Raw genomic sequence first — 11,404 nt, 5'->3', positions numbered from 1 at the left:
CCCTCCAGGACATCGCTGATCTTGTCCGGAGCCATACCGTGAATTCCGACCTTCCCCTTGAGCGCCGCCACGACCTCGACTGGATCCGAGTCGGGGCGTTCGGCCTGCTGATCCTCTACCACGTCGGCATGTTCTACGTGCCCTGGGACTGGCACGTGAAGACCTCCCAGCCGGTCGAATGGCTGGAGCCGGTCATGCAGCTGACCAATCCCTGGCGGTTGACCCTGCTGTTCCTGGTCTCGGGGGCGGCGACGCGGTTCATGGCCGACAAGATGAAACCCGGAGCCCTGGCCGGTTTGCGCACGGCGCGGCTGCTGCCGCCGCTGATCCTGGCCATGGTTCTGATCGTGCCGCCGCAGTCCTACTACGAGCTGGTCGAGAAGGCGCCGGGGTTTGCCGACAGCTATCTGACCTTCTGGGGCAAGTACCTGACCGCGTCCGGTCACTGGTGCAAGGACGGCGAGTGCCTGATCACCCCGACCTGGAACCACATGTGGTTCGTCGCCTACCTGTTCCTCTACACCCTGTTGCTGGCCCTGCTGCTGTGGCTGGCGCCGAAGGCCTTCAAGGCGGCTGAGCGGGGGCTGGACAGGATGCCGGCCTGGGCCCTGATCGCCACGCCGGTCGTGGTTCTGGCGGCGATGCGGGTCGTGCTGCTGCCGATGTTCGAGGTCACCCATGCCCTAGTCGACGACTGGTACAACCACGCCGTCTCGCTGAGCGCCTTCCTGTTCGGTTTCCTGACCGCGAGGTCGGCGGGCGTGAAGGCCGGGTTCGAGAAGGCGCGCTGGGTGGCGCTGGCCCTCTGGCTGGTCAGCTGGGCAGGCTGGGCGACCTACGCCTGGATGTGGCGGGGCGATGACGTCACCCCGCCCGAGGCCCTGCGGATGGCGATGCGCTGCGTCTATGCGCTGAACAGCTGGATGGCGATCGCGGCGGTGCTGGGGTTCGGGGCGCGGCATCTGACCCGAGGCGGGCCGGTGCTGACCTGGCTTACCCTGGCGGTGTTTCCCTTCTACATCATCCACCAGACGGTGATCGTCGTGGCCGGCCACCATCTGCACAGGCTGGGGCTCTGGCAGCCGCTGGAAGCGGGGGTGCTGATCGCCATCACCGTGGCCGGATGTTTGCTGACCAACGAGGTGGCGCGGCGCACGCCGTTGCTGAGGCCGCTGTTCGGGCTGAAGCCTCAGCCCAGGCGGCCGCCGGCTTTCGCATAGGCCTGGTTGCCTGCCGTGAAGACGCGGTCCGTGGGCAGGATCGCGTCGATGGGCACGTCGCTGGCGGTTTCCAGCTCGGCGTAGATCGGGGCGAAGTCCTGAAGGGTCGCGTCGAGCAGGGCCTGCAGGCTGGGGATGACGAAGTAGACCTGCTGGAAATCGTCGATGCGGTAGGGCGTGCGCATGGTGCGCGTCAGGTCGAAGCCAATGCGGTTGGGCGAGGCGTCGTCGAGGGCGAAGATGCTTTCGGTGCGGCTGGAGACGATACCAGCCCCGTAGATGCGCAGGCCCTTGGGGGTTTCCAGCAGGCCGAACTCGACCGTGTACCAGTAGAGGCGGGCGAGATTGTGCAGGCGCCCCAGCCCTGTCGCCCGCTGGCCGCCCTTGCCGTAGGCCTCCATGTAGTCGGCGAAGGTCGGGTCGGTCAGCATCGGCACGTGGCCGAAGACATCGTGGAAGATGTCCGGTTCCTGCAGGTAGTCGAGCTGGTCGCGCTTGCGGATGAACTGGCCGGCCGGGAAACGGCGGTTGGCCAGGTGGTCGAAGAAGACCTCGTCGGGGACCAGGCCCGGCACGGCGACGACGCTCCAGCCGGTCAGTCGCTGGAGTTCGACATTGATGACGTTGAAATCCGGGATGCCGCCGCGATGCAGGTTCAGGGCCTCGAGGCCGTGCAGGAACGCGTCGCAGGCATAGCCCGGCAGCAGGGCCGCCTGGCGTTCGTAGAGGATGTCCCAGGTGGCGTGTTCCTCGGCCGTGTAGTCGGCCCAGCCCTGGTCGATCGTCCAGTCTTCGCGCGCCCCGGGGGGCGGCGCGGCGGTAAAGCCATCAGCGCTCATGGGGAGAGATTACGTTGCGTCGCGGGGAATGTTCCGCCGGATTTGCCCGGGTTTGGCCGATCCGGCGGAAGGATGTTGCGCGCCTGGTGGCCCACGGGCCCTTAGTGGGCGACCCTCGGCCGCATGTTGTAGTGGCCGTCCTCGAAGCCGTCGAAGATCAGGGCCGTGTGCGGGTGGCCGACCGGCTCGCCCGTGTCGTCGGGCAGCAGGTTCTGCTCGGAGACATAGGCCACGTAGGTGTTCTGATCGTTCTCGGCCAACAGGTGGTAGAACGGCTGGTCCTTGCGCGGACGGATGTCTTCCGGAATGGAGTTCCACCATTCCTCGGTATTGGCGAAGGTCGGGTCGACGTCGAAGATCACCCCGCGGAACGGGAAGACCCGATGCCGGACCACCTGGCCAATGGCGAATTTGGCGAGCTGAGTGTTCATAGTGCCGATCATCTTACGCCCCACGCCTGACTGAATGCTGAACGTAGTCATCACGCAAGAGTCGGCAAGGGCGGGGTTCCCCCTCTGCGACAAACTGGTCTAGGGTCGCCTTGAAACCGGGCGCCGATCCACGGCCGTCCGCGCAGACAGGTGACAACCATGTCGGAGGCGCCAAGCGCCCGGTCGCGGCCCGATCAGGGCCAGCGCGGGCAGGGTGGACCGCCGTGTTATGCGGCGCTCGACCTGGGCACGAACAACTGCCGCCTGCTGGTGGCGACCCCGACGCCGGGCGGATTCCGCGTCGTCGAGGCCTATTCCCGCATTGTCAGGCTGGGCGAGGGGCTGACCCAGACCGGCCGGCTGTCCGAGGCCGCCATGGAACGGGCGATGGCGGCCCTGACCGTCTGCGCCGAGAAGGTGCGGCGGCGCAAATGCGTGCGGTTCCGGGCGATCGCGACCCAGGCCTGCCGGGGGGCGGAGAACGGGCCGGCCTTCATCCAGCGGGTGGCCGAGGAGACGGGCCTCAAGCTGCAGATCATTCCGCCCAAGGAAGAGGCCCAGCTGTCGGTGGCCGGCTGCGTGAACCTGCTGGACCGCACCGCCGAGGCGGCGCTGGTCGTGGATGTCGGCGGCGGTTCGACCGAGCTGTCGTGGGTCGATCTGAAAGGGCAGGGGCTGGACCTGCGCCCTCGGCAGTTCGCGGCCTGGAAGTTGCCGATCAAGGCCTGGCTGTCCATTCCGATCGGGGTCGTCACCCTGGCCGAACGGTTTCCGGAGGGGGAGAAGGCCTCTGAGGCATGGTTCCGGTCGATGGTCGAGGCGGTGAAGGAGATTCTCGCCGCCTTTCCGCACGCCGAGCCGCTGCGCGAGGTGTTTCAGGCGGATCGGGCCCACATGGTCGGGACTTCGGGCGCGATCACCAGTCTCGCCGGCTTGCACCTCAACCTGCCGCGCTATGACCGCAACCGGGTCGACGGGATGTGGATGACCCGGGCCGAATGCGAGACGGCGGCCGACCGGCTGATCGCGCTGACGCCGGCCGAGCGGGCGGCGCAGGCCTGTATCGGGCCGGATCGCGCCGACCTGGTGCTGGCCGGAGCGGCCATCCTCCAGGCGGTTCAGGAGCTTTGGCCCTGCAGCCGCGTGCGGGTCGCCGACCGCGGATTGCGCGAGGGCATCCTGATGAGCCTGATGAGCGAACAGCGCCCGCGCCGTCGCCGTCGTGGCGGAAGGGGCCGGCGACCTGTAGAAGCGGCGGCATGACCGACGAAGAACCCCCGCGCCGCCGTATGGTGAAGCCGCCCTCTGGCGGCCTTGAAGCGGGACGCCACAAGCCCGCCCGGCTGAAGACGGCCTACCGCCGCACCCCCAGCCAGCAGGCCTGGCTGGAACGCCAGATCAACGATCCCTTCTCGGCCGAGGCCCGCGCCAAGGGCTATCGCAGCCGCGCGGCCTTCAAGCTGAGCGAGATCGACGACAAGCTGAAGCTGATCAAGAAGGGCACGAAGATCATCGACCTCGGCTGCGCGCCTGGCGGTTGGATCCAGATCGCGCTCGAGCGCGGCGCGGGCCCGGTGGTCGGCGTCGACCTGCTGGAGGTCGACCCCTTGAGCCCGGCGACCATCATCCAGATGGATTTCACCGACCCGGCCTGTGGGCCCCGGTTGATGGAACTGCTCGGCGGGCAGCCGGACATCGTGCTGTCGGACATGGCGCCCAATACCGTTGGCCATCGGGAGACCGACCACATCCGCATCGTCGGCCTGATCGAACTGGCGGTGGACTTCGCCGTCTCGGTCCTGAAGCCGGGCGGCTCCTTCATCGCCAAGGCCTTCCAGGGCGGCGAGACGGCCGAGGTCATCGCCCGGCTGAAGAAGCACTTCGAGAAGGTGCAGCACATCAAGCCCAAGGCCAGCCGGGCGGACAGCTCCGAGGTCTTCCTGGCCGCGACGGGGTTCAAGGGCGCCTGAAGGCGCCTCCCCGGATCCAATGGGACCCGGAGAGGCGGGCCCGTCAGTGCATCGAATGCTTGATGCGGCTGATGTCGTCGTGGTCCTGCTTGACCGACTGGTAGGCCTCGGTGATGACCGAGCGCAGTTCGGTCGGCAGTTCGTCATCGCGGGTGGCGGCCTCGTACTTGGCCTTGATGACATCCTCGCCGCGTTCGACCTCGTCGATGACGCTCTTGTCGTTCGGACCGCCGGTGAGGGCGGCCTTCAGGTCAACGAACTTGTTGTGCAGTTTGCCGGCCAGGGACTGGTCGTCCTCGGGTTCGCCGCCGAAGGTGCGGACTTCCGCCTGCAGGCGGCGGGACAGTTCAAGGCGCTTGGTCGAGCGCTCCGAGAACATACTGCGGTATTCGCCGCTCTCGACGTTTTCGGCCGCTTCCTTGTAGCCGTTGGCGCTGTCGAGGGTGGTCTCGATCAGGCTGTTGAGAACCTTGACGGCGTGGTCGTTGGTGCTGTGCATGGGTACGCTCCAGTTACTGTGGGGAGCGACCAGAACCCTTCAGACTCGTCGGCGTTCCGAAACCAGCCGGTCCAAGGCGTTTGTGACGGCGGCGCGGTTGACTCCTCCCCCCGCCTGACACATACGCGGCCCGCAAAACGGAGAGTCTCATGGAGATTCGCGAAGGGCTCACCTTCGACGATGTTTTGCTTGAACCCGGTCCGTCGGATGTGATGCCGACCCAGGTTTCGACCGAAACGAAATTGACGCGTGAAATCGGGCTGAACATCCCGCTGGTTTCGGCCGCCATGGACACGGTGACCGAAGGTCGCCTGGCCATCGCCATGGCCCAGGCCGGCGGCATGGGCATCCTGCACCGCAACCTGACTGTCGACGAACAGGCCGACCAGGTGCGGCAGGTGAAGCGGTACGAGAGCGGGATGGTCATCAACCCGCTGACCATCCATCCCACGACTACATTGTCCGAGATTCTCGAGATCAAGGCGCAACGGAAAATCTCGGGATTTCCGGTGGTTGAGCCGGATTCCGGACGTCTCGTCGGAATTCTGACCAACCGCGACATGCGGTTCGAAAGCAACGCCATGACCCCGGCGGCGGCGCTGATGACGGTCGATGGGCTGGTCACGGTGCGCGAGGGCGTGTCGCGGGCCGAGGCCCAGGAACTGTTGCGCCGGCACAAGCTGGAACGGCTGATCGTCGTCGACGAGGAGGGCCGCGCGGTCGGGCTGATCACCGTCAAGGACATCGAGAAGGCCCAGGCCCATCCGCTGGCCGCCAAGGACGAGAAGGGCCGGCTGCTGGTCGGCGCCGCCTCCACCGTCGGCGACGCCGGGTTCGAGCGGTCGCTGGCGTTGGTCGATGCGGGCGTCGATGTGATCATCATCGACACCGCCCACGGCCACTCCTCGCAGGTCAGCCAGGCGGTTGCCCGATTGAAGCGCGAGACCAACCGGGTGCAGATCGTCGCCGGCAATGTGGCGACCTACGAGGGGGCCATGGCCCTGATCGACGCCGGGGCCGATGCGGTGAAGGTCGGCATCGGGCCGGGCTCGATCTGCACGACGCGGATCGTCGCCGGCGTCGGCGTGCCGCAGCTGACGGCCATCGAGAATGCCGTGCGGGCCGGCCGCGACAGTGGCGTGCCGATCATCGCCGATGGTGGCATCAAGTCGTCGGGCGACCTCGCCAAGGCCATCGCCGTCGGGGCCTCCTGCGCCATGATGGGGTCGATGTTCGCCGGCACCGACGAGAGCCCCGGCGAGGTGTTCCTCTACCAGGGCCGCTCCTACAAGAGCTATCGGGGCATGGGCTCTCTGGGGGCCATGGCCCGCGGCAGCGCCGACCGCTACTTCCAGAAGGAAGTCACCGACTCCCAGAAGCTGGTCCCCGAGGGGATCGAGGGGCAGACGCCCTACAAGGGTCCGATCGGGCCGGTGATCCACCAGATGGTCGGGGGGCTGCGCGCCGCCATGGGCTATGTGGGGGCGCCGACCATCCCGGACCTGTGGGAGCGGGCGAAGTTCGTTCGGATTACCAACGCGGGCCTGCGCGAAAGCCATGTCCACGACGTGATGATCACCAGGGAGGCCCCGAACTACCAGGGCTCCAATTGACGTGAGTGAGGATACCCAGTGAGGGATGGCGGACGCATCGCGGCGGCGATCCAGGTGCTGGATGACATCGAACTGCGCCACAAGCCGGTTCGACAGGCGCTGAAGACCTGGAGCGACGGGGCCCGCTATGCCGGGTCCAAGGACCGGGCCTGGGTGTCGGGGCTGGCGCTGGACGTGCTGCGTCGGCAGCGGTCGTTGGCGCATCTGATGGGCGAGGAGAGCAATCGCGCTCGCGCCCTGGCGGCGCTGCGCTGGATCTGGGACTGGGAGATGGACCGGCTCGGCGAGGCCTGCGCCGATCCGCATGGGCCCGGTCCGCTGACCGAGCACGAAATCGCCACCCTCAACGCCAAGCCGTCCCTCAAGGGCGCCAAGGCCGATGTGCAGGGCGACTATCCCGACTGGATCGAGGCCAGCATGGCCCGCACCTTCGGCAAGGACCGCGTCGAGGAGGGTATCGCCTTTGCCCAGCGCGCGCCGGTCGATCTGCGGGTCAACCGGCTGAAGAGCGACGCCTATGAGGTGCTCAAGGCGCTGGACGACATGGGCGCCGAGCCGGCCGGCATGCTGCCCGACGCCCTGCGCGTGCCGGCTCCGGCGGCGGCCGAGCGGGCCGCGGCGGTGGAAATCCATCCGTCGTTCGCGATGGGCTGGTTCGAGGTCCAGGACCTCGGCAGCCAGATGGCGGCGGCCTGCGCCGGCGACGTGGCCGGCCAGCAGGTGCTCGACTACTGCGCCGGCGGCGGCGGCAAGACGCTGGCCCTGGCGGCGGCGATGGGCAACACCGGCAAGATCTACGCCTACGACAGTGACGCCCGGCGGATGACCGACATCATTCCGCGCGCCACGCGGGCCGGGGTGACGAACCTCGAGCTGCGCACGCCGCTGAACAAGGAGCCGCTGAACGGCCTGCAAGGTGAGATGGACCTGGTGTTCGTCGATGCGCCCTGCAGCGGCTCGGGCACCTGGCGGCGCCATCCCGACGCCAAGTGGCGGCTGACCCCGGACACCCTGCAGCGGCGTCTCAACGAGCAGCGCAAGGTGCTTGATCAGGCTAGCGAATTCGTCAAGCCCGGTGGCCGGATGGTTTACGTCACCTGCTCCTTCTTCGCCGAGGAGAACGAGCAGCAGGTCGAGGCTTTCCTGGCCCGCAACGACGGCTTCAAGCTGCGCAAGCTGACCCTGTTCCCCGACTTCACGACGCCGCAGGGCTACCTGCGTCTGTCGCCCCGCACCGCCGGCACCGACGGCTTCTTCGCAGCTCTACTGGACCGCAAAAAATGAATCACCAGTCCGTCCTCATCGTCGACTTTGGCAGCCAGGTGACCCAGCTCATCGCCCGCCGGGTCCGGGAGAGCGGGGTCTATTGCGAGATCCATCCGTTCGACAAGGTCGAGGCCATCCTCGACGACTTCAAGCCGGCGGCGGTGATCCTGTCCGGCGGTCCGGCCAGCGCCCATGAGGACGAGACGCCGCGCGCCAGCCAGCGCCTGTTCGAGTTGGGCGTGCCTGTGCTGGGCATCTGCTACGGCGAGATGACCATGTGCGCCCAACTGGGCGGGATGGTCGAAAGCGGCCATCACCGCGAGTTCGGGCGGGCCGAGATCGAAATCCAGAAGAGCAGCGAACTGCTCGAGGGCCTGGGCGACATCGGCGATCATGAGACCGTCTGGATGAGCCATGGCGACAAGATCACCGCCATTCCGCCGGGCTTTGAGGTTCTGGCGACGTCGCCGGGCTCGCCGTTCGCGGTGATCGCCGATCCGGCCCGACGCTTCTACGGCGTGCAGTTCCACCCGGAGGTGGCGCATACGCCGCGCGGCGCGACCCTGATCCGCAACTTCACCCATCGCATCGCCGGGCTGACCGGCGACTGGACGATGGCGGCGTTCAAGGATGAGGCCATCGCCCGTATCCGGGCCCAGGTCGGCAAGGGGCGGGTGATCTGCGGCCTGTCGGGCGGGGTCGACAGCTCGGTGGCGGCGGTGCTGATCCATGAGGCTATCGGCGACCAGCTGACCTGCGTCTATGTGGACACCGGCCTGATGCGGTCGGGGGAGAGCGACCAGGTCGTCAGCCTGTTCAGGAACCACTATAATATTCCGCTCGTGCACGTTGATGCATCGAAGGAATTTCTCGGTGGGCTGGCCGGGGTCAGCGACCCGGAGACCAAGCGCAAGATCATCGGCAAGCTGTTCATCGACGTCTTCGACAAGGAGTCGGCGAAGATCGAAGGGGCCGAGTTCCTGGCCCAGGGCACCCTGTATCCCGACGTGGTCGAGAGCGTCTCGGCGCGCGGCGGACCCAGCGCGGTGATCAAGAGCCACCACAACGTCGGGGGCCTGCCCGACTACATGAAGCTGAAGCTGGTCGAGCCGCTGCGAGAGCTGTTCAAGGACGAGGTGCGGGTGCTGGGCGTCGAGCTGGGCCTGCATCCGGACTTCGTGGGTCGGCATCCGTTCCCCGGGCCGGGCCTGGCCATCCGTATTCCGGGCGAGATCACGCCGGAGAAGGTCACGGTCCTGCAGCAGGCCGACGCCATCTACCTGGAAGAGATCCGCAAGGCCGGGCTCTACGACAAGATCTGGCAGGCCTTCGCCGTGCTGCTGCCGGTCAAGACGGTGGGGGTGATGGGCGATGCCCGCACCTATGAGAACGTCCTGGCGCTGCGGGCCGTGACTTCGACGGACGGCATGACGGCCGACTTCTTCGAGTTCCCCTGGGAGGTGCTCGGCCGGACGGCGACGCGGATCATCAACGAGGTGCGCGGGGTCAACCGGGTCGTCTACGACGTGACGTCGAAGCCGCCCGGCACCATCGAATGGGAATAGGCTGAGCGTTAGGCGCAGCCCTCGACGTAGCCCAGCACCGGCATCACGCCGACGTGGATCAGGCTGACCTTGCCGTCGGCGCCGATCTCGAAGCGCACAGCGGGGTCGCCGCTGGCGGCGTTGGGGGCGGTCAGGTACTTGCCTGGCGCCTCCACGTATTTGTGCGGCTCCTCGCGGAAGCCGCCGAACCACGACTTTACCTCCGCTTCGGTGGCGCCGACCCCGACGCCTTCAACCAGCTTCACGTCCGAGCGCTGGCCGACGGTGATGCGCTGCACCTTGCCGTCGGTGACGATGGCGTAGACGCCGGGATAGGCCGGTGAGGTGATGGTGGTGCAGCCTTCGCTGGCCTGGGCGCCGCGGGCGGCCCAGGCGCTGCCGGCGGGGACGGCCTGGCCGAGCTTGAGGTCGCCAAGGCCTTCCAGGCCGATCACGTTCGATGCGGTCGGCGGCGGCGGGCTGGTGGGCGCCGGAACTTCCGGAGCCGGGGCCGGGCTGGTCGGCTCGGCGGGCGCATTCGACGCGGGGGAGCAGGCGGCCAGCGCCAGGGTGAGGGCGACCGCCGAGGCGGCGAACAGGGAATGATGTCGCATGCCGGGAGAACGGTGGAACGATCGCAAGGTTGCCTCGTCTCAGGCCTCGGCCGGCGCGCGGCGACGGGTGATGACATAGGCAAGGGCGGTCAGGACGATCAGCCCGCCGTAGGCTTTGGCCGCGATGTCGGGCGACTCGTAGAGGAAGGCCGCGAGGATCGCGCCGTTGAGGATTAGCGAGAACAGGGCCGGCAACGGGAACAGCGGCATCTTCCAGGGCCGCTCGAGGTTCGGCTCCTTGCGGCGCAGCCACAGGGCCGCGAGGTTGACGCAGACCGAGACCGCGACGATCAGCGCCGCCGAGAAAGCCAGCAGGATCTCATAGACCCCGACCAGGGCCAGCAGGCCGGCGGCCACGACCATGAAGCCCAGGGCGAACTGCGGGCTGCCGTTGGCGGCGACGCGGTTGAGGCCGGGAATGTCGGCGTCGCGGGCGATGGCGTAAACCAGTCGCGGCTGGCTCATCAGGATGGCGTTGAGGATGGTGACCAGCGAGATCAGCGAGACGGCGGTGACGATGGTATCGGCAGCCGGGCCGAAGACCCGGGCGGCGGCGTCGGCCGCGACCAGGTTGGAGCCGGCCATCTCGGCCGGGCTGAGGACCATGAGATAGGCCAGGTTGGCCAGCACATAGATGACGGTGACCAGAGCGATGCCGGCGAAGGTGGCGCGGACGATGGTCTTGCCGGGATCCTTGACCTCCTCGGCGAAGTAGGCGGCGGCGCTCCAGCCGGTGTAGGTGCCGCTGATGGCGCGGAAGGCGACGATCAGGCCCAGCAGGGTCAGCGGTGCGCTGGCCTGGACGGTTTCGACCGGGGCGCCGCGCGGGGCCAGCATCAGGGCCCCGATGAGGGCCAGGAACATCAGGGCCTTGATGGCGCTGCCGACCTGTTGCGATGCGCCGCCGACGCGGGTGCCGAGCGCCTGGATGACGCCGATGACCAAGAGGATGCCGATGGCCAGGGCGCTGATCGGGATGGTGGTGGCGATGCCCAGGCGGTGCAGATACTCGCCGAACACCACCCCCAGAAAGGCGACGGCGCCGACATAGCCCAGCCAGTCGGCGATGCCGGTCGCCAGGCCGGTGAACCGCCCGAAGGCGCGGCGGGCGAAGGCGTAGGGGCCGCCGGTCTTGCGGACCGAGACGGCCAGCTCGACGGTCGACATGGCGTCGATGGCCGAGAACAGGCCGACCACGACCCAGAGGGCGAGGATGACGCCGGCGTCCTGCACGCCGGTGGCGACCACCCCCGGCGCGCGCAGCACGCCCTGGCCGATGGTGCCGCCGACCACGGCCGCGACGCCGAAGGCCACGCCCAGCACGCGCAGCAGATGGCCCTGATCCGGCTTGCTCATGCTTTTCCCCCTTACGGCCCCGGGATTTGTAGATCACGGTTGGCCGGAGCCG

The 11,404-nt window shown here is 67.8% G+C and carries 11 protein-coding genes; 6 read left to right on the top strand and 5 right to left on the bottom strand.

The annotated features are described in order from the left end of the window. Nucleotides 1-38: 38 nt before the first annotated feature. Nucleotides 39-1,220 (top strand): acyltransferase family protein, encoded by a 1,182-nt coding sequence (locus AC2YG9_RS18700; RefSeq protein WP_487299507.1) that lies wholly within the window; start codon nucleotides 39-41, stop codon nucleotides 1,218-1,220. Here the strand turns inward: AC2YG9_RS18700 and phhA are convergent. After that, a complete protein-coding gene (gene phhA / locus AC2YG9_RS18695) occupies nucleotides 1,190-2,059 on the bottom strand; it encodes a phenylalanine 4-monooxygenase (RefSeq protein WP_487299506.1) in 870 nt (289 codons plus the stop codon). The genes AC2YG9_RS18700 and phhA overlap by 31 nt on opposite strands. Nucleotides 2,060-2,160: 101 nt before the next feature. After that, the gene (gene hspQ / locus AC2YG9_RS18690) at nucleotides 2,161-2,490 is read right to left on the bottom strand and encodes a heat shock protein HspQ (RefSeq protein WP_487299505.1); all 330 of its coding nucleotides are present in this window, start codon (nucleotides 2,488-2,490) and stop codon (nucleotides 2,161-2,163) included. Nucleotides 2,491-2,649: 159 nt separating this feature from the next. Between hspQ and AC2YG9_RS18685 the strand changes: the two genes are divergently transcribed. Both AC2YG9_RS18685 and AC2YG9_RS18680 read left to right on the top strand, forming a co-directional pair. Beyond that, complete coding sequence (locus AC2YG9_RS18685; protein ID WP_487299504.1) at nucleotides 2,650-3,753, top strand: Ppx/GppA phosphatase family protein; 1,104 nt, start codon at nucleotides 2,650-2,652, stop codon at nucleotides 3,751-3,753. Then, a complete protein-coding gene (locus AC2YG9_RS18680; RefSeq protein WP_487299503.1) occupies nucleotides 3,750-4,460 on the top strand; it encodes an RlmE family RNA methyltransferase in 711 nt (236 codons plus the stop codon). The genes AC2YG9_RS18685 and AC2YG9_RS18680 overlap by 4 nt, the downstream gene beginning before the upstream one ends. A gap of 43 nt (nucleotides 4,461-4,503) precedes the next feature. On the opposite strand, the gene AC2YG9_RS18675 is transcribed toward AC2YG9_RS18680, so the two are convergent. Beyond that, nucleotides 4,504-4,959, bottom strand: coding sequence for a PA2169 family four-helix-bundle protein (locus AC2YG9_RS18675; protein ID WP_487299502.1), 456 nt, complete (start codon nucleotides 4,957-4,959; stop codon nucleotides 4,504-4,506). Nucleotides 4,960-5,108: 149 nt separating this feature from the next. Here AC2YG9_RS18675 and guaB point away from each other — a divergent pair, with 149 nt between their 5' ends. Genes guaB through guaA form a run of 3 tightly spaced genes read left to right on the top strand, consistent with a single transcriptional unit; the run spans nucleotide 5,109 to nucleotide 9,403 of the window. Further along, complete coding sequence (gene guaB / locus AC2YG9_RS18670) at nucleotides 5,109-6,572, top strand: IMP dehydrogenase (RefSeq protein ID WP_487299501.1); 1,464 nt, start codon at nucleotides 5,109-5,111, stop codon at nucleotides 6,570-6,572. Nucleotides 6,573-6,590: 18 nt separating this feature from the next. Next, on the top strand, nucleotides 6,591-7,856 hold the full coding sequence (locus AC2YG9_RS18665) for an RsmB/NOP family class I SAM-dependent RNA methyltransferase (RefSeq protein WP_487299500.1): 1,266 nt from the start codon (nucleotides 6,591-6,593) through the stop codon (nucleotides 7,854-7,856). After that, nucleotides 7,853-9,403 carry a glutamine-hydrolyzing GMP synthase gene (gene guaA, locus AC2YG9_RS18660; protein ID WP_487299499.1) on the top strand — a complete coding sequence of 517 codons (1,551 nt, stop codon included), beginning with the start codon at nucleotides 7,853-7,855 and terminating at the stop codon, nucleotides 9,401-9,403. Before AC2YG9_RS18665 ends, guaA begins: the two co-directional genes overlap by 4 nt. A gap of 8 nt (nucleotides 9,404-9,411) precedes the next feature. On the opposite strand, the gene AC2YG9_RS18655 is transcribed toward guaA, so the two are convergent. Continuing rightward, on the bottom strand, nucleotides 9,412-9,996 hold the full coding sequence (locus AC2YG9_RS18655) for a hypothetical protein (RefSeq protein WP_487299498.1): 585 nt from the start codon (nucleotides 9,994-9,996) through the stop codon (nucleotides 9,412-9,414). A 39-nt stretch (nucleotides 9,997-10,035) separates the two neighbouring features. Further along, nucleotides 10,036-11,352: an APC family permease gene (locus tag AC2YG9_RS18650; RefSeq protein ID WP_487299497.1), complete on the bottom strand. Its 1,317-nt coding sequence runs from the start codon at nucleotides 11,350-11,352 to the stop codon at nucleotides 10,036-10,038. Between the last annotated feature and the right edge of the window lie 52 nt (nucleotides 11,353-11,404).

This window comes from Caulobacter sp. SRI_014, from assembly GCF_057586315.1.
This window is presented reverse-complemented; position numbering and strand designations above follow the sequence as displayed.

Excerpts from the sequence above, each read along its gene's own strand:
- AC2YG9_RS18680 (WP_487299503.1), top strand. The coding sequence starts at position 3,750 with ATGACCGACGAAGAACCCCCGCGCCGCCGTATGGTGAAGCCGCCCTCT.
- guaA (WP_487299499.1), top strand. The coding sequence starts at position 7,853 with ATGAATCACCAGTCCGTCCTCATCGTCGACTTTGGCAGCCAGGTGACC.
- phhA (WP_487299506.1), bottom strand. The coding sequence starts at position 2,059 with ATGAGCGCTGATGGCTTTACCGCCGCGCCGCCCCCCGGGGCGCGCGAA.
- AC2YG9_RS18685 (WP_487299504.1), top strand. The coding sequence starts at position 2,650 with ATGTCGGAGGCGCCAAGCGCCCGGTCGCGGCCCGATCAGGGCCAGCGC.
- guaB (WP_487299501.1), top strand. The coding sequence starts at position 5,109 with ATGGAGATTCGCGAAGGGCTCACCTTCGACGATGTTTTGCTTGAACCC.
- AC2YG9_RS18650 (WP_487299497.1), bottom strand. The coding sequence starts at position 11,352 with ATGAGCAAGCCGGATCAGGGCCATCTGCTGCGCGTGCTGGGCGTGGCC.
- AC2YG9_RS18675 (WP_487299502.1), bottom strand. The coding sequence starts at position 4,959 with ATGCACAGCACCAACGACCACGCCGTCAAGGTTCTCAACAGCCTGATC.
- hspQ (WP_487299505.1), bottom strand. The coding sequence starts at position 2,490 with ATGAACACTCAGCTCGCCAAATTCGCCATTGGCCAGGTGGTCCGGCAT.
- AC2YG9_RS18655 (WP_487299498.1), bottom strand. The coding sequence starts at position 9,996 with ATGCGACATCATTCCCTGTTCGCCGCCTCGGCGGTCGCCCTCACCCTG.